General features: G+C 44.3%; 25 protein-coding genes and 1 tRNA gene. 18 read left to right on the plus strand and 8 right to left on the minus strand.

The features are described 5' to 3' along the window. Positions 1-108: 108 nt before the first annotated feature. The 10 genes from ICN28_RS03375 to ICN28_RS03420 all read left to right on the plus strand — a co-directional run bounded on the left by ICN28_RS03375 (position 109) and on the right by ICN28_RS03420 (position 7517). Entirely contained in the window at positions 109-831 is a 723-nt protein-coding gene (locus tag ICN28_RS03375; protein ID WP_216286210.1) for a YebC/PmpR family DNA-binding transcriptional regulator, read from the plus strand. Positions 832-905: 74 nt separating this feature from the next. Then, the gene (purD, locus tag ICN28_RS03380) at positions 906-2180 is read left to right on the plus strand and encodes a phosphoribosylamine--glycine ligase (protein WP_216286211.1); all 1275 of its coding nucleotides are present in this window, start codon (positions 906-908) and stop codon (positions 2178-2180) included. 1 nt (position 2181) lies between these two features. Continuing rightward, complete coding sequence (hemF, locus tag ICN28_RS03385) at positions 2182-3108, plus strand: oxygen-dependent coproporphyrinogen oxidase (RefSeq protein ID WP_216286212.1); 927 nt, start codon at positions 2182-2184, stop codon at positions 3106-3108. After that, positions 3105-3818 carry a nicotinate (nicotinamide) nucleotide adenylyltransferase gene (nadD, locus tag ICN28_RS03390; protein ID WP_216286213.1) on the plus strand — a complete coding sequence of 238 codons (714 nt, stop codon included), beginning with the start codon at positions 3105-3107 and terminating at the stop codon, positions 3816-3818. Before hemF ends, nadD begins: the two co-directional genes overlap by 4 nt. Then, the gene (gene rsfS / locus ICN28_RS03395) at positions 3818-4216 is read left to right on the plus strand and encodes a ribosome silencing factor (protein ID WP_216286215.1); all 399 of its coding nucleotides are present in this window, start codon (positions 3818-3820) and stop codon (positions 4214-4216) included. Before nadD ends, rsfS begins: the two co-directional genes overlap by 1 nt. A 24-nt stretch (positions 4217-4240) precedes the next feature. Beyond that, positions 4241-4684 (plus strand): 23S rRNA (pseudouridine(1915)-N(3))-methyltransferase RlmH, encoded by a 444-nt coding sequence (gene rlmH, locus ICN28_RS03400; protein ID WP_216286217.1) that lies wholly within the window; start codon positions 4241-4243, stop codon positions 4682-4684. Positions 4685-4713: 29 nt separating this feature from the next. After that, on the plus strand, positions 4714-5361 hold the full coding sequence (locus ICN28_RS03405; protein ID WP_216286219.1) for a nucleoside triphosphate pyrophosphatase: 648 nt from the start codon (positions 4714-4716) through the stop codon (positions 5359-5361). Between the two features lie 19 nt (positions 5362-5380). Next, on the plus strand, positions 5381-6844 hold the full coding sequence (gene rng / locus ICN28_RS03410) for a ribonuclease G (protein ID WP_216286221.1): 1464 nt from the start codon (positions 5381-5383) through the stop codon (positions 6842-6844). A 35-nt stretch (positions 6845-6879) separates the two neighbouring features. Further along, positions 6880-7233 (plus strand): type II toxin-antitoxin system RelE/ParE family toxin, encoded by a 354-nt coding sequence (locus ICN28_RS03415; protein WP_216286223.1) that lies wholly within the window; start codon positions 6880-6882, stop codon positions 7231-7233. After that, a complete protein-coding gene (locus ICN28_RS03420; RefSeq protein WP_216286225.1) occupies positions 7230-7517 on the plus strand; it encodes a helix-turn-helix domain-containing protein in 288 nt (95 codons plus the stop codon). The genes ICN28_RS03415 and ICN28_RS03420 overlap by 4 nt, the downstream gene beginning before the upstream one ends. 25 nt (positions 7518-7542) lie before the next feature. Here the strand turns inward: ICN28_RS03420 and msbA are convergent, their stop codons facing one another. Beyond that, positions 7543-9345 (minus strand): lipid A export permease/ATP-binding protein MsbA, encoded by a 1803-nt coding sequence (gene msbA, locus ICN28_RS03425; RefSeq protein ID WP_216286227.1) that lies wholly within the window; start codon positions 9343-9345, stop codon positions 7543-7545. A gap of 39 nt (positions 9346-9384) precedes the next feature. Between msbA and ICN28_RS03430 the strand changes: the two genes are divergently transcribed. Further along, positions 9385-10143: a glycosyltransferase family 2 protein gene (locus ICN28_RS03430; protein WP_216286229.1), complete on the plus strand. Its 759-nt coding sequence runs from the start codon at positions 9385-9387 to the stop codon at positions 10141-10143. A 12-nt stretch (positions 10144-10155) separates the two neighbouring features. Next, entirely contained in the window at positions 10156-11232 is a 1077-nt protein-coding gene (locus ICN28_RS03435) for a glycosyltransferase family 4 protein (RefSeq protein ID WP_216286231.1), read from the plus strand. A 27-nt stretch (positions 11233-11259) separates the two neighbouring features. On the opposite strand, the gene dnaE is transcribed toward ICN28_RS03435, so the two are convergent. Next, on the minus strand, positions 11260-14766 hold the full coding sequence (dnaE, locus tag ICN28_RS03440; RefSeq protein ID WP_216286233.1) for a DNA polymerase III subunit alpha: 3507 nt from the start codon (positions 14764-14766) through the stop codon (positions 11260-11262). Positions 14767-14781: 15 nt separating this feature from the next. On the opposite strand from dnaE, the gene gluQRS reads away from it, so the two are divergent. Continuing rightward, a complete protein-coding gene (gluQRS, locus tag ICN28_RS03445) occupies positions 14782-15645 on the plus strand; it encodes a tRNA glutamyl-Q(34) synthetase GluQRS (RefSeq protein ID WP_216286234.1) in 864 nt (287 codons plus the stop codon). 14 nt (positions 15646-15659) lie between these two features. Here the strand turns inward: gluQRS and ICN28_RS03450 are convergent, their stop codons facing one another. Together ICN28_RS03450 and ICN28_RS03455 are read right to left on the minus strand one after the other, a co-directional pair. After that, a complete protein-coding gene (locus ICN28_RS03450; protein ID WP_370626434.1) occupies positions 15660-17027 on the minus strand; it encodes a DEAD/DEAH box helicase in 1368 nt (455 codons plus the stop codon). A 56-nt stretch (positions 17028-17083) separates the two neighbouring features. Beyond that, positions 17084-17491: a heme-binding protein gene (locus ICN28_RS03455; protein WP_216286235.1), complete on the minus strand. Its 408-nt coding sequence runs from the start codon at positions 17489-17491 to the stop codon at positions 17084-17086. Positions 17492-17665: 174 nt separating this feature from the next. Between ICN28_RS03455 and ICN28_RS03460 the strand changes: the two genes are divergently transcribed. Further along, positions 17666-18004 carry a helix-turn-helix transcriptional regulator gene (locus tag ICN28_RS03460; protein WP_216286236.1) on the plus strand — a complete coding sequence of 113 codons (339 nt, stop codon included), beginning with the start codon at positions 17666-17668 and terminating at the stop codon, positions 18002-18004. Between the two features lie 23 nt (positions 18005-18027). Then, positions 18028-18216, plus strand: coding sequence for a DUF2892 domain-containing protein (locus ICN28_RS03465; RefSeq protein ID WP_216286239.1), 189 nt, complete (start codon positions 18028-18030; stop codon positions 18214-18216). Positions 18217-18259: 43 nt separating this feature from the next. On the opposite strand, the gene ICN28_RS03470 is transcribed toward ICN28_RS03465, so the two are convergent. From ICN28_RS03470 to queG, 3 genes are read right to left on the minus strand one after another with little or no spacing between them, the layout of a single operon-like run. Beyond that, the gene (locus tag ICN28_RS03470) at positions 18260-18628 is read right to left on the minus strand and encodes an AzlD domain-containing protein (RefSeq protein WP_255536101.1); all 369 of its coding nucleotides are present in this window, start codon (positions 18626-18628) and stop codon (positions 18260-18262) included. After that, positions 18612-19328 carry an AzlC family ABC transporter permease gene (locus ICN28_RS03475; protein WP_216286241.1) on the minus strand — a complete coding sequence of 239 codons (717 nt, stop codon included), beginning with the start codon at positions 19326-19328 and terminating at the stop codon, positions 18612-18614. The genes ICN28_RS03470 and ICN28_RS03475 overlap by 17 nt, the downstream gene beginning before the upstream one ends. Positions 19329-19388: 60 nt before the next feature. After that, the gene (queG, locus tag ICN28_RS03480) at positions 19389-20519 is read right to left on the minus strand and encodes a tRNA epoxyqueuosine(34) reductase QueG (RefSeq protein ID WP_216286242.1); all 1131 of its coding nucleotides are present in this window, start codon (positions 20517-20519) and stop codon (positions 19389-19391) included. A gap of 36 nt (positions 20520-20555) precedes the next feature. On the opposite strand from queG, the gene tsaE reads away from it, so the two are divergent. From tsaE to ICN28_RS03495, 3 genes are all read left to right on the plus strand, one after another. Beyond that, a complete protein-coding gene (tsaE, locus tag ICN28_RS03485; RefSeq protein ID WP_216286243.1) occupies positions 20556-21071 on the plus strand; it encodes a tRNA (adenosine(37)-N6)-threonylcarbamoyltransferase complex ATPase subunit type 1 TsaE in 516 nt (171 codons plus the stop codon). After that, positions 21068-22372, plus strand: coding sequence for an N-acetylmuramoyl-L-alanine amidase (locus ICN28_RS03490; RefSeq protein ID WP_216286244.1), 1305 nt, complete (start codon positions 21068-21070; stop codon positions 22370-22372). Before tsaE ends, ICN28_RS03490 begins: the two co-directional genes overlap by 4 nt. 43 nt (positions 22373-22415) lie before the next feature. Continuing rightward, positions 22416-22491: transfer RNA gene (locus ICN28_RS03495), tRNA-Lys, on the plus strand. Positions 22492-22613: 122 nt separating this feature from the next. Here ICN28_RS03495 and ICN28_RS03500 read toward each other — a convergent pair. Continuing rightward, the gene (locus ICN28_RS03500; RefSeq protein WP_216286245.1) at positions 22614-22829 is read right to left on the minus strand and encodes a hypothetical protein; all 216 of its coding nucleotides are present in this window, start codon (positions 22827-22829) and stop codon (positions 22614-22616) included. Positions 22830-22906: the final 77 nt, after the last annotated feature.

Consider the following 22906-nt stretch of genomic DNA (forward strand, 5'->3'; position numbering starts at 1 on the left):
ATTCAATTTTTTTGTGTTTTTAGGTATTTCAGCTTCATTTTGCCTAAAATTACGGTCTTAGCTAAATATATAGCAATTCTTTCAAAAAAGTTATCCACGGGAGTACGTATGGCTGGTCATTCCAAATGGGCCAATATTCAACATCGCAAAGGTCGACAAGACGAAAAGCGAGGAAAAATCTGGACCAAGTTGATCAGAGAAATTACGGTAGCCGCCAAAATGGGTGGCGGAGATATCGCAACCAACCCACGCTTGCGTTTGGCCATTGATAAAGCCAAAGATTCCAACATGCCCAATGACAACGTGCAGCGCGCCATCCAACGAGGCACCGGCTCTTTAGAAGGTGTGAACTACGAAGAAATACGTTACGAAGGTTATGGTTTAAATGGTGCAGCAGTCATTGTGGATGCATTAACCGATAACCGGACCCGCACGGTTGCAGAAGTTCGTCATGCCTTCACCAAACACGGCGGCAATCTAGGCACAGATGGTTCGGTTGCTTTTTTATTCAAACACTGTGGTCGCATGTTTTTTGCACCGGGCACCTCAGAAGATGCTCTCATGGAAGCAGCGTTGGAAGCCGGCGCTGATGACGTGGTTCCTCAGGAAGATGGCTCGATTGAAGTGATCACACCTGCTTACGAGTTTGCTGCTATCAAAGATATCTTGATCGCCAAAGGTTTTACACCAGAGTTAGGCGAAGTTACCATGCGTCCTGATGCCGAGTCAGAGTTAACGGGTGACGATGCTGAAAAAATGCAAAAACTTTTGGATGCCCTCGAGTCTCTCGATGATGTGCAAGAAGTTTTTACCAATGCATCGATGGAATAGTTAAAAGATATTGCCCTTATCTTTTTAAAAAATTAAAAACAGATTCAAGTTCAAATTCAAATAAGCGAAAAAATATGAATATCCTAGTTATTGGCTCAGGCGGTCGTGAACATGCACTAGCATGGAAACTATCTCAATCACCTAAAGTGCAAAAAGTATTTGTTGCTCCTGGTAATGGCGGCACGGCAACAGCAGCTGCAAAGAACATGGGCATTGAAAATCTTCCCATGACTGATTTACACGAGCTAGCCAAGTTCGCTGAAGAACAAAAAATCTACATGACGGTGGTAGGTCCCGAGGCTCCTTTAGCTGGCGGTATCGTTGATATTTTTAGAGCTAAAAATTTACGTGTGTTTGGTCCAACACAAAAAGCTGCTCAGCTCGAGTCTTCTAAAGACTTTGCTAAAGCATTCATGAAACGTCACAACATTCCAACTGCGGAATATCAAACTTTCTCTGACATCAAAGAAGCTCATGCTTATATTGATGCCAAGGGCGCACCGATTGTCATTAAAGCGGATGGCTTGGCTGCTGGCAAAGGCGTGGTGGTGGCAATGACTCTACAAGAAGCTCACGGCGCCATTGACATGATGCTATCTGACAACAAGTTGGGCGATGCTGGCGCACGCGTGGTGATTGAAGAATTTTTGCGTGGTGAAGAAGCGAGCTTCATTGTGATGGTAGATGGTCATAACGTTTTAGCACTCGCGACCAGTCAAGATCACAAGCGTTTACTCGATGCAGATCTTGGTCCTAACACGGGTGGCATGGGTGCCTACTCCCCTGCACCCGTTGTCACTCCAGAAATTCATGCTCGCGCTTTGCGAGAAATCATCATGCCAACCGTTAAAGGAATGGCTGCAGATGGCATTCCATTTACGGGCTTCTTATACGCAGGCTTAATGATTGATGAATCTGGCAAAGCCAAAACTTTAGAATTTAATTGCCGCATGGGTGACCCAGAAACACAACCGATCATGTCGCGCTTACGCAGCGATTTTTTAGTCGCCCTGGATGCCGCTGTAGATGGCAAGTTGAATGAGGTGGAACTAGACTGGGACCCAAGGATTGCTCTTGGCGTAGTTATGGCTGCTCATAACTACCCTGAAACACCTCGCAAAGGGGATGTTATTTCTGGGATCCCTGCAGACGGTCCTGATCATGTGACATTCCATGCTGGCACCACGATGGATCGCGATCAATTAAAGACGTCTGGTGGACGAGTTCTTTGCGTGGTTGGTTTAGATCACACTACTCGCGGTGCACAACAAAAAGCGTATGCCATTGTCGATCAAATTAAATTTGATGGCGCGCAATTCCGACGTGATATTGGATACAGAGCACTTTAATATGTCAAAAACTATTGATACGAAAATTTTGCGTGATTACTTTCTAGGACTACAAGATCGCATCACTTTGGCTATGGGCGAACTGGATGGACAAAGCTTTGTCGAAGATTCTTGGACAAAACCATCGGATGCCAAACTCCAGGGCAATGGTCGTTCACGCATCCTAGAGAACGGCAATATCTTGGAGCGTGGTGGAGTTGGTTTTTCTCACGTCTTGGGTAACTCCATGCCACCTTCAGCGACGGCTCACCGCCCAGAATTAGCGGGTCGCTCATTTGAAGCTATGGGCGTATCGCTAGTATTTCATCCACGCAACCCACACATCCCCACAGTGCACATGAATGTGCGTTGCTTCATTGCTCAATCAGAAGGCAAGGATCCTGTTTGGTGGTTTGGTGGCGGCATGGACTTAACACCTTACTATGGCGACGCGACCGATTGCCAACACTTTCATCAAACCTGCAAAGATTCACTGGATCGATTTGATCCTACGTTGCACCCACGTTTTAAAAAATGGTGTGACGAGTACTTCTATTTAAAACATCGTGATGAACCGCGTGGCATTGGTGGCATTTTCTATGATGACTTTAGTGATTTAGGCTTTGATAAGAGTTTCGAAATGACTCGCTCTGTCGGCGATGCTTTTTTAGATGCCTATTTGCCAATTGTCAAAAAACACCAAAACGATCCCTACACAGAATCTCAAAGAGAGTTCCAAGCTTACCGTCGTGGTCGTTATGTTGAATTTAATTTGGTATTTGATCGAGGTACGTTATTCGGCTTGCAATCAGGCGGTCGAACGGAGTCCATCTTAATGTCGATGCCCCCTATTGTTCGTTGGGGTTATGACTGGAAGCCAGAAGCTAATAGTCCTGAAGCACGTCTTTATAGCGACTTCTTGAAACCAAAAGATTGGATCCATCCGTGAGCGATATTAAAAAACGGAAATCGATTGGTATTTTGGGTGGTACATTTGATCCGCCGCATTGGGGACATCTTCGCTTAGCGGAACACTTCTCTCGTATTTTGCAACTCGACCATATTATTTGGATGCCTGCGGGGCAACCTTGGCAAAAAGGCTCTGACATCACACCAGCTAAAGACCGTTTAGCCATGAGTGAATATGCCATTGAAACTCTGCATGATTTATTTGTCGATCATCACATTTATACAAAAATTGAAATCAGTACCCTAGAAATGGCCAGAGAAGGTCCAAGTTATTCGATTGATACGGCTAAAGAAATCAGAGCTCTTTATGGCCCTGATGCCTCGATCACCTGGTTAATGGGTCAAGATAGTTGGTTCAATCTGAAAACATGGCACCAATGGCCAGAGTTACCTAAATACGTTCATTTGGCTGTTGCGAGCCGCCCAACTGAGGATCCAAGCTCTTTTGCAGTCAATGCTGAGGGTGTTAAAGAAGGTCTTTTTGCAGATAAAAGGACAGAAAATCCTCAATTGTTACAATTGAACCCATACGGACATGTTTTGTTTGATCAAAACTTGCAGATTAATCTTGCGTCTAGCAACCTACGTGATGGTTTTTACAACCAAACCTCGTGGGATGAACTGGCAGATGCAATACCCCCTTTAGTACTCGAGTACATCGAAGCTAAAGGTCTTTATAGAAATACATAATGGATCTTCGCAAATTACAACGCACGATAGTTGATGCCCTTGAGGATGTTAAAGCTCAAGATATCCGCGTCTATGACACGACCAAACTCAGCGAGTTATTTGATCGCGTGATCATCGCAACCGGTAGCAGTAACCGCCAAACTAAATCTTTAGCGATGTCGGTTAAAGAATCCGTTAAAGAAAAAGGTGGCGATGTTATTTCTGTTGAAGGTTTAGAAACAGGCGAATGGGTTTTAGTGGATTGCGGTGATATCGTGGTTCACATTCTTCAACCAATGCTGCGCTCTTATTATCAATTAGAGGGTATTTGGGGTAGCAAGCCTGTTCGCGTGACCCTTAATGGTGGCGCCAAGACATCCAAGCGCTTTGCAAGCGAACCTGAAGACGACGAAGAGTAATTGCTTTAATTATTTTTTGAATTTATGAAACTTTGGGTCATCGCTGTAGGTCACAAAATGCCTGCCTGGGCTGAAACAGCGACCCAAGATTACGTCAAGCGCATGCCAGCCGACTGCGCTATCCATATCAAAGAACTGAAACCGGATCTCAATCCCGCTAAAGAAGCGGTCAAGATACGCGAGGCGATCCCAAAGGGTTGCCACATCATTGCGCTGGATGAACGCGGCAAGGATGTCTCAACACAAGATCTAGCTAATCAAATGAGTGATTGGCGCCAAAATGGTAAAGATATTGTTTTGCTGATTGGCGGAGCTGATGGCCTTGATCCAGAGCTGAAAAAAGAAGCTCAATCCATGCTACGTCTTTCTAGCATGACATTGCCTCACGCCATGGCCAGAGTGATCTTAGTAGAGCAACTCTACCGAGCCTGGACGGTCATACAAGGTCACCCCTATCATCGCGTTTAATGAGCGACTCACTAACTAGTTAAGCCAGCATGCAGCCCTTTATTTACCTTGCCTCACAAAGTCCAAGACGTCAGGAACTGCTCCAACAAATCGGCGTTCATTTTGAGCTATTACTTCCTGGAGCTGATGAAGATGCAGAGGCACTTGAATCAACCATGTCAAATGAACCCGCTCTAGATTATGTCAAGAGGGTCACCTTAGCCAAACTAGAAGCCGCACACCAACGATTAAATCAACGCCAACTCCCATGGGCTCCAATCTTGTGCGCGGACACAACTGTAGCTATTAGCCTCAATGGACAAGAAAGTATCTTGGGTAAACCGGAAGGCCCGGAAGATGCCCAACGCATCCTTCGCCTGTTGAGCGGTCAAACACATCAGGTTCATACAGCTATTGCTATGCAAATAAACGATAGCCTTAGCCATCCGATGCCTTTATTAGCAGTTTCTAGCTCAGAGGTCAGGTTTAAAACGCTGGATGAAGATCTCATAGCCACCTATATTGCAAGCGGTGAACCAATGGGTAAAGCAGGCGCTTACGGCATCCAAGGGGTGGCCGCTTGTTTCATTGAAAACATCCAAGGCAGCTTCAGCGGTATTATGGGGCTACCGGTTTTTGAAACAGCCCAATTGCTGCAAAAAGCGGATGTGCAGTTTGCACTGCATACCTCTCGTTGATCACCTAATTTATTGCGCCATGACTGAAGAAATACTCGTTAACATCACCCCTCAAGAAACCAGGGTTGCACTCATTCAGCAAGGGATGGTGCAAGAGCTTCATATTGAGCGCAGTCAAAGCCGAGGCATTGTTGGTAATGTCTACTTAGGCAAAGTCACTCGTGTTCTTCCTGGCATGCAATCAGCGTTTATAGACATTGGCCTCGATAAAGCTGCTTTTTTACATGTAGCAGATCTTTGGATGCCTAAAAACTCCAAATCTGACAATACCCCGATTGAAAAACTGGTATTTGATGGGCAAACCATTTTGGTTCAAGTTTTAAAAGATCCATTGGGTACCAAAGGTGCACGCTTAAGCACTCACATCAGTATTGCTGGTCGTAATTTGGTTTATCTGCCACAAGAAGACAATGGCAATCAAATCGGCATCTCTCAGAAGATTGAAAATCAAGAAGATCGTGACGCTCTCAAGCAACGCTTTCAAGCCATGCTGCCTGATGGCGAACAAGGCAGCTATATCTTAAGAACTAGTGCTGAAGATGCTGATAATCAAGAACTCTTAAATGACCTTACTTATCTTGGTGCCACTTGGAAAAAGATCAAAGACCATAGTCTTCGTTTGCCAGCACCCAGCCTGCTTCATCAAGACCTCAGCTTATCCGAGCGCGTCTTACGAGATCTCGCCACTGATGCCACGGGCCAAATCAGAATTGACTCTTTAGAGAACCTTGAAAAATTAAAAGAGTTTGCTAAATACTTCATGCCCAACCAGCTAGAGAAGCTCACTTTATATCGTGGCGAAAGACCTTTGTTTGACTTGTATGACACCGAGTCAGAAATCAATCGCGCCTTAGGTCGTCGAGTTGATCTCAAGTCCGGTGGATATTTGATGATTGATCAAACAGAATCGATGACAACCATTGATGTGAACACCGGCAGCTATGTAGGCGCTAAAAAATTTGATGACACGATCTATAAAACCAATTTAGAGGCTGCTCAAACGATTGCTCGCCAACTGCGCTTACGAAATCTAGGCGGCATCATCATCATTGACTTTATTGATATGCACAGCTCCGAACACCAACAAGCGGTGTTAGAAGAGCTTGGCAAAAACTTAAGTCGCGACCGAACTAAAACTTCTATCAATCCTTTTTCCTCTTTAGGCTTGGTTGAAATGACCCGCAAAAGGACCCGAGAGTCCTTGGCTCACTTACTCTGTGAACCTTGTGAAGTTTGCCAAGGCAAGGGTCAAGTTAAAACGGCTCAAAGTATTTGTTATGAAATCTTAAGAGAGGTGCTGAGAGAGCACCGTCAGTTCAACCCGAAAGAATTTAGAATCATTGCAAGCGCTGACGTCATTGACCGCTTCTTAGAAGAAGAAAGCGGTCATATTGCACAGTTGATTGATTTCATTGAAAAACCAATTCGACTACAAGCGGAGTCAAGCTTTAACCAAGAGCAATACGATATTGTTTTGAGTTAAAAGTTTTATCTTTGTGTATCAAAAATGGTACACTAATGCATGCCTATTACCCCACTTTTAGATGTATTTTTTTCAGATCCAATAATGGAGCTGAGCCTGTACGTGATTGGCTAAAGTCTCTTGATGTGAATGAGAGAAGAACTATCGGAACAGATATTAAAACTGTTCAGTATGGTTGGCCAATTGGAATGCCATTAGTTCGTCACTTAGAAAAAGATATTTGGGAGATTAGATCTAATCTTGAATCAAGAATTGCGCGTGTTTTGTTTGTAACTCAGCCTAAGTTAATTATCTTGGTTCATGGTTTTATTAAGAAACAACAAAAAACTCCTAAGCAAGATATCAAGATTGCAATGGATAGATTAAAAGTATTGAGAGGTCGAAAATGAATAAAAAAAATATCGGTAGTCGTCTAGATGATTTGCTTATTGAGGAAGATATGCTTCATGAGGCAACAGCAATTGCTGTTAAAAGAGTGATCGCCTGGCAAATCGAACAAGCCATGATTGCTCAAAATCTAACAAAAAGCTCCTTGGCGAAAAAAATGAAAACCAGTAGAGCTGCCTTAAACAGACTCTTGGATCAAACTGATACCAGTTTAACTCTAGCAACACTAGCAAGCGCTGCTGTTGCTCTTGGTAAAAAAATTCAGTTTGATTTGAAGCCTACTTAGCTATGCTTGCCAAGAATTTTACTCATTAAGCATGCGAGAACTGCAATCGATGCAAACTCGCGTAAAGGCCGTTTTGAGCCATCAACTCGGCGTGTGAGCCATTCTCAACAATCTTGCCATGGTCTAACACCACAATTCGATTAGCGTTCTCAATCGTGGATAAACGATGAGCAATCATCAACGTCGTACGACCTTGCATCAAGGTCTCCAGAGCTTCTTGGACTTGACGTTCTGATTCCGAATCCAAAGCCGAGGTGGCTTCATCTAAGATTAAGATCGGTGCATTTTTATAAATCGCTCTCGCAATCGCCAAACGCTGACGCTGACCACCGGACAAGCGATTGCCGTTATCCCCCACCTGGGCGTCAATACCCTCTGGCAACTCTTTAATTAACTCAGACAAGTTAGCTGCTTGCAATGCTTCATGAACCAAGCCACGGTCAATCTCTTCAGGAGTTTTTACGCCATAAGCGACGTTAGCAGCAATCGTGTCATTGAACAAAACAACATCCTGACTCACAAATGCCATTTGCTGACGAAGATCCCTCAGATCAATATCTTGTATATCCACACCATCTAAACAAATGGATCCCGACGTTGGGTTAAAGAAGCGAGGTAATAAGTTAACCAAGGTTGATTTACCGCTGCCTGAAGGGCCAACAAACGCCACTACTTCACCTGCTGGTATTTTTAAATCAATATTCTTTAAAACTTCTTTTGTTACCAAACCATCAGCTGGATTTAAGCTTGCCATGCCCTGGTAAGCAAATTGCACTTGCTTGAACTCCAGATCACCTTTTACCTTAGTCATTCTAGTAGCTGCAGATTGGCGAGTCTGATCTTCCTCAATGGGCTGATCCATGAGCTTAAAAATCATATCTGCTGCTGCAATACCTCGTTGCAGCGGTTGGTTTAGATCGGCCAAATGCTTAAGTGGTGAAATGATCAAAATGAGTGCTGTCACAAAAGCCACAAAACCACCAACAGTTGTTTCAGCCATAGAAGATTGGAATAAAGCCACCAAGAGAACGCCCGATAAAGCAATCGAAGCAACAAACTGGGTCAGAGGTTGGTTAAGTCCCCCTGCCACTGCAATCTTCATCGAGTAGCGACGTAACTTATCAGCAATCAAAGCAAAGCGTTGCTTCTCATAAACTTCTCCTCCATGCAACTTGACAACTTTGTATCCTCCCACGCTCTCTTCAACGACATAAGAAAGTTCATTGGTCATGTCTTGACTGACTTTATGCAACTTGCGTAAACGTGTATTAATCAACTTCACCATAAAACCAATGATTGGGAAAATAATCAAAATCAATAAAGTTAAACGCCAATTAAGATAAAAAAGATAAGCCATCAAACCAATGACGGTCAGACTATCTCTGACCAAGTTCATGGCAATGCTTGTAATGACCTGCAAAACAGCATTGACCTCAAATACAACTGCATTAATTAAAGACGCTGCCGAACGATTTTGGAATAAATCAGCAGGCGCCTGAAGCAAACGATTGAACATTTGCTCGCGTAATTTAAATAAGACCGAGTTGGTGATATGGCTAAGTGCGTAATTAGAGCCAAATTGAGCAAAACCACGAATAAATGCCAAACCCACCAAAAAAGCAGGAACATGCCATAACTTGTTATCAAGCTGCCCCGTGAAGCCACGATCCAATAAAGGCTTTAGGAGGGCTGGAATGGCGGTCTCAGAGGCTGCCACAATGGCCAAACCCACCAGCGCCAGCACCACAGCCACCTTATGAGGGATGGCATATCTAAGGATGCGTTTGAGCGCTGTTTGAGTACTAATATTGATACTATTTGAGTCCATAACCTGAATCGTAACCTACACCGGTGCTAACATCCCATCATGGGCTTATCTGTTATCTTAATTACTAAAAACGAAGAAGCTAATCTCAAGGACTGTCTTGAGAGCGTTTCTTTTGCTAACGAGATCATTATCGTTGATAGTCAGAGTACTGATCAAACGATTTCGATCGCACAATCTTTTGGCGCCAAAGTCGAAATAACGCCTGATTGGCCTGGTTTTGGCCCGCAAAAGAACCGAGCACTTGATCTAGCCACCCAAGATTGGGTCTTATCGATCGATGCCGATGAACGAGTGACCCCCGAACTCAAAAAAGAGATTTTGGAGATCCTCACGGCCACCTCTAGCCAAGACTGTTATGCCATCCCTAGATCCTCTTGGTATTGTGGTCGCTTCATGAAATATTCTGGCTGGTACCCAGACTATGTGGATCGTCTCTTTAAAAGAGGCACGGCAAAATTTTCGGATCATTTGGTTCATGAACGACTATTGCCCAATGGTGCAGTAGGTCATTTAAAAAATCATTTTTTGCATTACAGCTACAGAAACTTTGAGCAGGTATTAAAGAAAGTGGATACCTACTCTACTGCCGCCGCCCTGCAAGCATTTAAAAAAGGGCAAACTGGATCTCTTACCCAAGCCCTCTTGCATGGATTTTGGGCCTTTTTTAGAACTTATATTGTCAGAAAAGGTTTTCTAGATGGGCAGTACGGTCTTGCTCTAGCCATATCCAATGGCGCAACGTCTTATTACAAGTACATCAAGCTTTGGCAACTTGGCAATCCAAAACGCAAAAACTAAAAAAATAAAACTGTGACTCAGAATCCATTAGAAGTTATTCAGATCGTTAGAAATTGGGGACCAGTAGGTGGTATGGAAGCCTATGTTTGGCATCTCAGCCAGGAACTATCCAAAAGAAATTGTAAGGTCACTATCGTCTGCGAAAAAGCACATCAAATAACTTCAAACACCGATATTCGAGTAATCGAAATAGGTCAGTTAAAACAAAAGCCAAGGTGGCTACTCTACTTGCGCTTTGCCAAACAGGTTGATCAAGTCGTCCAATCTTTAAAATCCAAAGAGCACTTGGTGGTCCACAGTCACGAAAGAAGTATTTCACATGACATCACCACATTTCACTCGATGCCTTTTGCAACGATTAAAGATAAGGGCTGGTGGAAGTTAATTTCGATCAGAGCATGGACTTACCTCAAACTAGAAAAACAAGAGTTAGGTGGTTTTAACCATCAAGCCGTTAGGATTATTCCAGTTTCTAAAGTGATCGCAAAAGCCATTCAAACATACTACCCTGAAGTGGCAGGAGGCATTCAATCTCCTATCACACCTGGCGTTGTATCGATGCCAACCCGACCCGATCGATTAACGCCATCAGATGGTGGAACGATTGGTTTTATTGGAAAAGAATGGCGCCGCAAGGGCTTTCAGCTATTCATGAAAATTGCTGAACAACTAAAACAACAGCGCCCGAATTTAAAAGTAGTGGTGTTAGGTCCAGAGAAATCTGAAGTGGCAGATCTTTGCAAAAACTTTGATGGAGACATCTCTTTTAAAGGATGGCAACCCAGCGATCGCTTTTATCAAGAATTCGATTTACTCATTCACCCAGCATCAAGTGAGGCCTACGGCATGATTATCGCTGAAGCGATGTCTTGCAAAGTTCCCGTAGTCGTATCAGATGCTTGCGGTGCTGCTGCAGACGTATCAACCGATCACGGCAGTGTTTTATCCTTAAATGATTCCCTGGAGACATGGGTTAATGAAAGTGATCGTTGGCTAAGCCACACCAAAGCAGCTCGTGCGTATCAAAGAACTTGGGGGCAAGTTGCAGAAGACTATCTAGAGCAATATCATCAAATTAATCAATCTTAACTAACTTGATGTTATTTGAAATGGCTATCAAGCATATTTCACTTCAACCGCACCTTGCACACCTGAACCGCTTAAAGCCTGACTAAGGCCTCTGATGCTGTCATCATCCGGATAAATCTTCCAAGAGTCGGGGAATTGCACCAAACAAACAGAACCGTTTGAAATGACATCAGCTGTCATCAAAAGACCTTGGTTTTGCTTGCCAATGTAGGAACTCAGTTTTTCTTTAAAGCCTTGGATATCCATGCCAGGCTGCAATTGCACATGAAGGCTTCTGGCAAACTTTAACCGGGCACTAGTGACATCCATTATGGATTCAGCAACCACACGCATACCACCAGAGAACTTATCAGGCGTCACAGCAACTTTAGCAATGATGAGCTCATCTTCTTTTAACCAATGACGATTAGGCTCAAAGATTTCACTATAGATCGTCATTTCAATTTGAGATGTGCCATCATCAATCGTGGCAATCATCAATTTGCCACGAGGACCCATCATGCTTCTTGTGGAAGTCATGATCCCTGAAATCATTCGATCCTTACCTTCGGTCAACTGATTCAAGCTAGTTCTCACAAAATGACTGACTTCATCTTTATAAGCATCGAACAAGTGGCCTGTTAAATAGAGACCTAAAGCTGTTTTTTCTTCTTGCAAACGGCGCTTCTCAAACCAAACTGCCTCTTTAACCAATTCAGGTTGGTGTTCATCACCAGAACCTGCCATATCAAATAAGCTCACCTGCTGAGCCGAAGCTTCAGCTTGATCAGCAGCTTCCATAGCAATAGGTAAAGATGCCAGAAGTGTTGAACGAGAGTCATAGCCATCGTAAAGTGAATCAAAAGCACCTGAACGAATTAACGCTTCCATCGTGCGACGGTTAACAACTCGACGATCCAATCTTAAACAGAAATCAAATAGGTCTTTAAAAGGTCCATTTGCGCGGGCTTGAATAATTTGCTCAATCGCCGCCTCACCCGTTCCACGAATAGCACCCAAACCATAACGAATCATCGTGGCAGCCTGAGTCTGATCTTGTGGGTTCTCACGCAAAGGCATGAAGCGATAGACACTGGCGTTCACATCCGGTGGCAAGATCTTGATCTTATTGTTGATAGCATCTTCATAAAGAATCTTGATCTTGTCGGTGTCATCCATCGCCAAGGACATGTTGGCGGCCATAAATTCAGCAGGATAATGTGCCTTTAACCAAGCAGTGTGATATGCCAATAAAGCATAAGCAGCCGCGTGCGATTTATTAAAACCGTAGCCTGCAAACTTTTCCATCAAGTCAAAGATTTCGTCAGCCTTATCGGTTTTCATACCGCTCTTAGCCGAACCATCTCTAAATAACTGGCGGTGCTCTGCCATTTCTTCTGGCTTTTTCTTACCCATGGCACGGCGCAATAAGTCTGCGCCACCTAAAGAGTAGCCGCCGATGATCTGCGCCATCTGCATCACCTGCTCCTGATACACCATGATGCCGTAGGTTTCTTGAAGAACTGGCTCCACGCGAGGATCTGGGTAATGCACTTGTTCTTTGCCGTGCTTACGAGCAATAAATGAAGGGATCAAATCCATTGGACCTGGACGATACAAAGCCACCAAGGCAATGATGTCCTCAAATCTATCTGGTTTAGCTTCACGCAACATGCCTTGCATGCCGCGGCTTTCTAACTGGAAGACCGCTACTGTATTAGCTGTTTTTAAAATATCAAAGGCAATTGGATCATCTAATGGGGCTTGGCCTACTCGCCAATCCTTCTTCTCTGGGTACAGTTGATGAATATAGCGCTCCGCCCAATCCAAAATAGTGAGCGTGGTTAATCCCAAAAAGTCGAACTTAACGAGACCAACTGCTTCCACGTCATCTTTATCAAATTGACTCACAACACCCGCGTCACTACCCTCTTTCCCATCTTTACTACCTTGGGTGTACAGCGGACAAAAATCAGTTAACTTACCTGGCGCAATTAAGACACCACCCGCATGCATACCGACGTTACGGGTCATGCCTTCTAACTGCTGAGCGAGCCCGAGAAGTTGCTTAACCTCTTCTTCTCGCGATTCGCGCTCAGCCAATAATTTTTCATCTTTCTTCGCCTGCTCAATCGTGACTTGCTGACCCGGTTTATTGGGGATAAGTTTGGAGATACCATCCACGAATCCATAAGGCTGCTCCAGGACACGACCTACATCTCGAATCGCAGCACGAGCTGCCATCGTACCGAAGGTGGCAATTTGGCTAACAGCATCTTTGCCATACTTATCTTTTACATAGGCAATCACTCGGTCGCGCCCATGCTGACAAAAGTCGATATCAAAGTCGGGCATGGAAACACGTTCTGGATTTAAGAAGCGCTCAAATAGTAAGTTGTAACGAAGTGGATCAAGATCCGTAATGCCTAACGAATAAGCCACCAAAGAACCTGCACCCGATCCACGACCAGGACCCACAGGAACGCCATTGTTCTTGGCCCAATTGATAAAGTCAGCAACAATCAAGAAGTAACCCGGGAATCCCATTTGAGCAATCGTATTGACTTCAAACTTTAAGCGAGCTTCGTAGGTTGGTCGCTGCTCCTCACGAACAACTTCATCAGGATAGAGATGCAATAAATGCTTTGATAAACCATCCATCGCTTTATCTAACAAAAATTCATCCAAGGTCATGCCCTGGGGCACTGGGAAATCAGGCAATCGCGGCTTGCCAAGTGTCAGACTTAGATTGCAACGCTTAGCAATTTCAACACTATGAGTGATCGCTACAGGTATATCTGAAAAAAGAGCCTGCATTTCTGCTTGCGTCTTGAAATATTGCTCTGCTGTAAATTTACGCACCCGCTTAGGGTTCGCTAAAATCTCACCTTCAGCAATACAAACTCGGGCTTCGTGCGCGTTGTAGTCACTTGCTTTCATAAACTGAATCGAGTGAGTAGCAACCACTGGCAACTTCAATTGATGAGCTAGATGAACCGCAGCATGGAGATGAGTTTCATCTTGTGGATGCCCTGCCCTTTGAATTTCAATATAGAACGATTCAGGGAAATAAGCCGCCCAAACTTTGGCACGATCCTCGGCTTCCGATAACTGATCCGCTAAAAGAGCAACACCTACATCACCAAAGCGCGCCCCAGATAGAGCTATCAAACCATTGGCATGCTCTTTGAACCAAATCGGATCGACTTCAGCGCGACCCTTGTATTGATTCGTTAATGAGGCCTTGGTCAGCAATTCACACAAGTTCAAATAACCTTGATGATTTTTGACTAGTAATTGCAAACGAAAAGGTTTATCCCGATCATCCGGATTGGTAATCCAAACATCACTGCCTACAATAGGCTTAATACCTTCTTTACGCGCAGCCTGATAAAACTTCACTAAACCAAAAACATTACCCAAATCTGTGAGCGCCAAAGCACCCATTCCATCCTTAACGGCGGCAGAAATGGCATCATCTATCCGTACAGCCCCATCCACAATGGAATATTCCGAATGGAGACGCAGATGGACAAAGTTAGTATTTAAAGACATGAGATCATTTTAGCTATGTTGACTTGCAATTACCTTGGTCGCTTCGCACCTTCACCCACAGGCGCTCTGCACGCAGGGTCGCTCGCGACCGCCCTAGGTAGCTGGCTCCACGCCAGGGCACATGGTGGAAAGTGGCTTTTACGGATAGAAGACCTAGATTTACCAAGGTGCATCCCTGGTTCGGATCAAATCATCCAACAACAGCTTTTAGCCTGTGGCTTACATTGGGATGGTGACGTGGTCTATCAATCCAAAAGAACAGCCTACTATCAAGCTGCGCTTGATCAACTCATAGAAGCCCATCAGGCTTTTGCTTGCCGCTGCACTCGGAAACAAATTGAAGATGCTTGGCATACTCAAGGCATCAAAAAACAACGGCATCAAGAATTAATTTATCCAGGGACCTGTCGCGATCGAAAAGACATAGTACCGCCCTGTGCTTGGCGATTGCTGGTTGAAGATGAGTCGCTTCGACAGGCGGTGGGTGATTTTGTTTTAAAACGTGCTGATGGTATTTTTACCTACCAATTGGCAGTGGTGGTTGATGATGCTCTTCAAGGCATCACCCACATTGTCAGAGGTGCCGACTTATTAGATAACACACCCCGACAAATTTATTTGCAGCAACAGTTAGGGTATCTAACTCCGCTGTATTTACATCTACCCTTGGTGCTTGATCACAACCAAGAAAAGCTCAGTAAACAAACGATGGCACAAGCCATCCACACAGACAGCACAGAAAACGTTTTAAAAGCCCTCAGAAGCGCCGGGAGGCATTTAGGCTTAACTGAACCAGAGCTTTTAGAGGGAGGTGCTTACGGCGTCTCTGAATGGCTAGAAAGAGCTGTAACGAACTACAAGACTATCTTAGAGCTCTGAGTGGCGATAAGCCATCAAGGCTTCTTAGCGAAGGCGCCCAAAAGAGCACCAACAGACTTGGTCGCTGGCTTGATTGACGGGTTACCAGGCTTGGCTGCAACAGCGGCGCTTGAAGTAGAGACATCCTTGGAAGCCTCTTGAGGATCTTTAGCACGGTACGGCATGTAAAAGAAAGGGTCAGCCCCAGCACCGCCTGCCGGATCAGGAACAGGCATACGAACCAACTTGCGATTCATGAGCTTTTCAATATCCGCAAGCAAACGCTCTTCTGATGGATCTACCAAGGCAATGGCATCACCTTGAGCACCTGCACGACCAGTACGACCAATGCGATGGACATAATCTTCTGCATTAAATGGCAACTCGTGATTGATCACACAAGGCATATCGGCAATATCAAGTCCCCTAGCTGCAACATCCGTTGCAACGAGCACATCCATCTTGCCACTCTTGAATGACTCTAAAATTTGCATCCGCTCGATCTGGCTCTTATCACCATGGATTGCACCAGCTTTGATGCCACCGCGCTCTAATGCGCTGGCTAATTTGCTGCAACCGATACGGCTGTTCGTAAAGACAATGGCCTGACGCGACAACCCTTTTTGAATACGCGCGTTTAAAACTTTGATTACGGCATCCTTCTTTTGTTCGGAAGGCACCATGTGAATGATTTGCTGAACAGTGTCTGCAGCTGCATTTTGGCGTGCCACTTCAATCGTGACAGGATCACGCAAATAACTTTGCGCTAATTTTTTAATCTCTGGTGAGAACGTTGCAGAGAATAACAATGTTTGTCTTTGCGCAGGAATCAAGCTGATGATGCGTTGCAAGTCAGGCAAGAAGCCCATATCCAACATGCGGTCGGCTTCATCCAAAATTAAAAACTGCACTTGCGACAAATTAGCTGTTTTTTGTGTGATGTGATCTAACAAGCGTCCCGGTGTAGCTATTAATAATTCCACACCCGATCTCAATAAGGCCGTTTGCGCTGACATATCAACACCACCAAAAACAACAGCGGTTCTGATATCGGTGTACTTGGCATATTTGAAGGCGTTGTCAGCGACTTGATCAGCTAACTCACGAGTTGGCGTTAAAACTAAAGCACGAATCGGATGGCGCGCAGGAGACGCACTACTACTAGCCAAAGGCAAAATGTTCTGGAGAATTGGTAAAACAAATGCAGCGGTTTTACCTGTTCCAGTTTGTGCTGCTCCCATCACGTCACGACCTTGCATGACATGCGGCATAGCTTGCGCTTGAATCGGCGTAGGCTTGGTATAGCCCTGCTCAAGAATGGCACGCAGAATAGGTTCTGCAAAGCCAAAATTGGCAAACGTTAGATCTTCTTCTACAGGGGGAATGTTTTGTTCTGTACTCACAGGGCTCTATTATGACTCTCTATGAGTACAGATGCATGCTTTTCTTCAATAGCTCATTAGAGAGCTGCAATACCTGCTTTAGCAATTTCAGCATCTTCAGTTGATTTAACACCTGAAACACCTACAGCACCGATCGTGTGCCCATCCACAACAATATTGACGCCACCCTCAAGAGTGCCACTGAGAACAGGTGTTGCGTTCATGAAAGATTGACGCCCGCCGTTGATGATATCTTCATAAATCTTGCTCTCACGACGACCCAATGCTGAAGCTTTAGCTTTCTCTTGAGCGATATAAGTCGAAATAGTTGGGCAACCATCACGGCGCGTAAATCCAAGCAGATGACCACCATCATCAACAACTGCAATACTGACTGCCCAGTTATTTTTATCGGCATGAGCATTGGCTGCGGCTAATATTTTTTGCGCGTCTGCTTGATTTAAATAAGGTTTTTGACCTGGCATGTTCTGCTCCTCAATGATTTATAAGTTTTTTTGGACATCTTTCGATACCGTCATTCTACAGAAACAGGGTTTTAGATGGATTCTTTGCCACAGTTAGCTTTTAAGCTAATTAAAAACAATATATTTAAATTAAATATATAATATTATTTATGTGTTAATTAAAGGCATTTATTGATGGACGAGCAAGCAATCCCTAGCAACCTGGAATTCAGTGCAATTGATTTGTCTCTCATGAGACAGAATGCAGACAACGCATGTCGCATGATGAAAACATTAGCGAATAGAGATCGTTTGATGCTTTTGTGCCAACTCAGTCAAGGCGAAAAATGCGTTGGCGAGTTAGAGGAGTTGACGAAAATTCAACAGCCCACATTGTCGCAACAGTTAGCGATCTTGCGCAAAGAAGAAGTTGTTTCAACAAGACGCAGTGGTAAACAAATTTATTACAAGCTTTCAAGCCCCATTGCCATTTCGGTAATGGCATTGTTGTACGCCACCTACTGTGGCAAATAAGTTCATTTTTTAAAGGAATCATTATGCAAGCAAATGTTGGCGGTATTGACCGCACCCTAAGAATCGCTGTTGGCGCACTATTAGTTATTTTGGCGATTACAAATGTGATTGGCATGTGGGGTTGGTTGGGTTTAATCCCTTTGGCAACAGGCGTTTTCCGCTTCTGCCCAGCTTACCCATTACTAGGCATTAAAACCTGTAAAAAAGATTAATTCTTTTTCATGGCGAGTGGATTGATTTACTCGAATGAGCAATCTAAATGTAGTTAATCCATAAACCATAAAGTACCAAACCAATGGTGCCTGTCAGTAAAGCAGGCACCATTCTTTTTTCCTTTTTCGAAATCATCACCAAAACAGCCAAAACAGTCACACCAATCCGAATAGGCATCGGCACTGTGGCTAAGAGGCCGACTGGCAAAAGAATAATCCTTAAGGTCAGTGCAGCCACCATGGCGTATGTAACAGCGGATAGCCAATTAAATAATTCACTATCTTGGCTAATCTTGCCAGATAAGAAAACGCCTAACCCACGCCATAAGTAAGTTCCAATGCAAGCAGCAATAAGCGCCGCCCACATACCCGCATCGTTAAACATAGTTGAGAGATCAGATGTTTCTGGCAAGTTTCTTTCCTCTCAAGTAGCGATCAAAACTATAAGCAATCGTGCCCCCAACCAAACCTGCAATTAACAAAGAGTAGTCGGGATACCAAAGATAAGAAACCGGACCAATCACGGCGCCCAACAGAATTGCGATGCGATTGGCTCTAGGCCTAACCTCAGTAAAAGTTAAAAGAAAAAATAGCGGATTGATAAAAACCATTCCTAAACTTAAATAAGTAGGTACCTGCCCTGCAATTAAATAACCCAAGGCTGTAGCAGGAGTCGATACACCCCAACAAACTAAAGCAAATCCTGTGAAATACGCCAATCTCTTTTCGGGATCAATTTTAGGAAAGTCCCTCATAGCAACGGCCCATGAAGTCATCGCCATGAAATGCACCAATACGTAATAAAAAGAACTGCGTTGTTTTTCTGGGAACTGAGGAAACAACGTCAAACACATAGTGAAAAAACGCGTGGCGGTTAAGGTCACCGCAAAAGCAATCGCAACGCCAGAAGAGCCCAGCACGATCATCTCAATTAACACCACTTGCCCTGGCAGCGCAAACATAAAAAAACTGGTGGCACTGGTTAACCAGATATCCAAGTTATTGGCTTGCCCCATCGCGCCAAAACCCACCATACCGGCAAACAACACGGCGGCAGGTGCGCCAAAAGCATCTTTAGCGCCTTTAAGGAGAACTTGTTTATCCAAATGCATGTGCGGAGTTTATTGCTTTATTAGGAAAAATGCTCTCATTGCATTTGGCAGCATGATTATTTAATTAACTTGATTGCTTATTTGCTTCAGCGCCCACTCAAGATGCTCCAAGACTAAAGGCGTAGATGATTGACGTCGCTTCTGCAAAGCGTTACCAATCAATTGTTTGTCTTGCTCACTCACAGCATCGGATCTCAAAGCATTACCCATACCTACTGCTAGATTCCTTTGCCAGGCTTCATAGCCAATTCGTCGGATAGGGCTACCTTCATGTCGACTTAGAAAGTCCTCTTCAGACCAAGACCACAAATCTAATAAAGAAACATGATCCAAGTGATGGCGAGGCAAAAAGTCAGGCACTTGGCTCAACTGGGCAAACTTATTCCATGGGCAAGCCAACTGACAATCATCGCAGCCATAAACTCGATTGCCCATCAAAGGGCGCAACTCAAGAGGAATAGGCCCTTTACTCTCAATCGTTAAATAAGAAATACAACGTCTTGCATCCAGCTGATACGGTCCTGTAATCGCTTGAGTGGGACAGATATCAATACAAGCGGAGCATTCACCACAATGACTAGTGACAGGTGCATCGACTGGGAAAGGAACATCAACAAGAATTTCACCTAAGAAAAACATGGAGCCCGCTTCACGGTTTAATAGTAGCGTGTGCTTGCCACGCCAACCCAAGCCGGATTTCTGAGCTAGTTCCACTTCCATGACAGGACCAGAATCGACAAAAACACGATAGCCAAAAGGTCCAATTTTTGACGCAATACGATCAGCCAAGGTCTGCAGACGGTTGCGAAGTACCTTATGGTAATCACGTCCTCTTGCATACATGGCCACAACAGCTTGCTCACCCTGCTCTAGCTTTTGCATTTCCTTTTGGCGCCAATCTAAAGCCGTTCGCATGGGGGCGTTATCCGGCAAGTAATCCATTCGCACCGTTAATACTCGAATAGTTCCGGGATGAAGTTTTGAAGGATCCGCTCGCAAATGAGCGTGCTCGCTCATATAATTCATATCACCGTGACAACCTGCATCCAACCACTCTCGCAATTTTGGCCCAGCCTGACTCAAATCCGTGTCAGAAACTTTAATATCGCCAAAATCAAGCGCACGAGCTTCTTCTCTCAACCAATCAATTTGATTGATCCAATCCAATTCAGATTGAGAACGAGAATTCATGATGTTTTTACTTCCATGATGAGATTGTAGGTTGCCATGACAGAAAAATCACAAGTACTTCACTCTGAAGCAGATACAGAACAATTTGCGTCGGATTTAAGCGTGAAAATTCAAGAGCTATTGACCGAACAATCTGAATACTCTCTGAGAATTGCACTTATCGGTGATCTAGGTGCTGGTAAAACAACCTTTACAAGGTACTTGCTAAAGTCTTTGGGTCATATGGGGAAAGTTAAAAGCCCGACTTATGCTTTGTGTGAACCGTACGAGGTTGTAATCACTCCACAAAATACAATCCTGAAAACAACTGGTAAAAATTTACAGATACATCACTTCGACTTGTATCGCATGAACTATCCTGAGGAATGGATTGACGCTGGATTTAAAGAAACCTTATCGAATCCCGGAATTTGTTTAGTCGAATGGCCCGAGAAGGCGGAAGGCACACTCCCTCCATTTGATCTCACGATTCATTTAGAAACTGATCATGATGACAACCGCTCGCTGAAATTAACCGCGCATACACCCGTCGGGCACTATTTAGTCTCATGAAGTTGCTTCCCAGAAACCATAAGCGTCGAGACTTACTCAAGCAAATTGCACAAACCAGCGCACTTGTTTTTTTAGGACCCGCACAACTAGCTTGGGGAGCCAAGCTATTAGCCGTTCGGATGTGGCCCGCTGAAGACTACACGCGCGTGACTTTAGAGTCGGATGAACGCCTTAATGTCAGCCATCAGTTACTCACCAACCCCAATCGCTTGGTTGTCGATGTAGAGGGTATTGAGCTGACCAACACACTCAGGGAACTGGTTGCTAAAGTTAAAAATAACGACCCCTATGTGGCTCAAGTTCGCGTTGGTCAATTTCAACCTAAAGTTGTGCGCCTCGTCTTTGACCTCAAAGAAAGTGTTCAGCCTCAATTGTTTACCCTTGATCCAGTTGGCAACTATCAAAATCGCTTGGTATTTGATTTGTATCCAACAGTAGCCAATGACCCTTTGATGGCGCTCGTTAAAAATAGCTCTAAAAAATCTGCTGCGCTTGACGCGGAAGATCCTATTGCCGCTTTTGCCAATAAAGAAATCGAAAAACAAACACCTCATCCAAAAGCACCTGCTGCGACTGATAAGTCTCAGCATCGTCGGCTCCTAACGATTGCCATTGATCCGGGTCACGGCGGGGAGGATCCAGGTGCCATTGGCAAAAGAGGTTCCAGAGAAAAAGATATTGTTTTATCGATCTCCAGAAAGCTCAAAGCGCAAATTGAACAAGAACCCGATATGCGCTCTTATCTCACTAGGGATGGCGATTACTTTGTACCGCTTCATACGCGGGTTAATAAAGCTCGGCGCGTCAAAGCTGACCTATTCGTATCTGTTCATGCCGATGCCTTTGTAAGACCTAATGCAAGAGGTGCCTCCGTATTTGCGTTATCGCAGCAAGGAGCATCCAGTACCGCAGCACGCTGGTTAGCCAACAAAGAAAATAGCGCGGACATGATTGGCGGCCTCAATATCAAGTCACAAGATCGGCAAGTTGCTCAACTACTGCTTGATATGTCGACCACAGCTCAAATCAAAGACAGCCTGAAATTGGGTGATGCCGTTCTTAAACAAATCGGAAGTTTTGCAAAACTTCATAAACCTCACGTTGAACAAGCGAGCTTCGCAGTACTAAAAGCCCCCGATGTTCCATCCATCCTGATAGAGACCGCGTTCATTAGCAACCCCGAGGAAGAGGCGAGGCTGAACGACCAAGAGTATCAAGAGCAGATTGCCTCAAGCATCTTAAAAGGCATTAAAAACTATTTCGCCAAGAACCCTCCTGTAGCCAAATCTCGACAAATCTAGCTCTTATTCCAAAAGTCCGCTATAATCTTTTTTTTCGCAAGATGGGTCGGTAGCTCAGCCGGTAGAGCAGCGGACTTTTAATCCGTTGGTCGCGAGTTCGAATCTCGCCCGACCCACCATCTGCTAGCATCAATAGATGCAAATTCAAGACCACCTCAGCGTAAGCTTCGGTGGTTTTTTATTGCCAAAAATTAAATGATTGAGTCACTAGGTAACTATCTAGTTATTTTGTTGGAGGTGATCAGAATAGATCTTTGATATTAACTTCGACCCAACCTTTAAGATCGCGGTTAGAGTCTTTCGATAACTCCTCATCCAAGACATGGTGCAAGGAAATCTCTCCTGAGGTGTCGATACTGAATGGCAACGCTTCTGGCCCGTCAATTTGGCCAGACTCCACCAAATCATAAATAATATCGAGTAATCGGGTTGCTTTATCGTAATATTCTTCTTCCATAAACCCTTGATTTCTTCGTTTTCAACAGTATTTAAAACTAATTTATAACATTTATAAAATAGGATCAAATAAAGTCT

Source organism: Polynucleobacter sp. 30F-ANTBAC, assembly GCF_018882385.1.
Classification (GTDB): Bacteria; Pseudomonadota; Gammaproteobacteria; order Burkholderiales; family Burkholderiaceae; genus Polynucleobacter.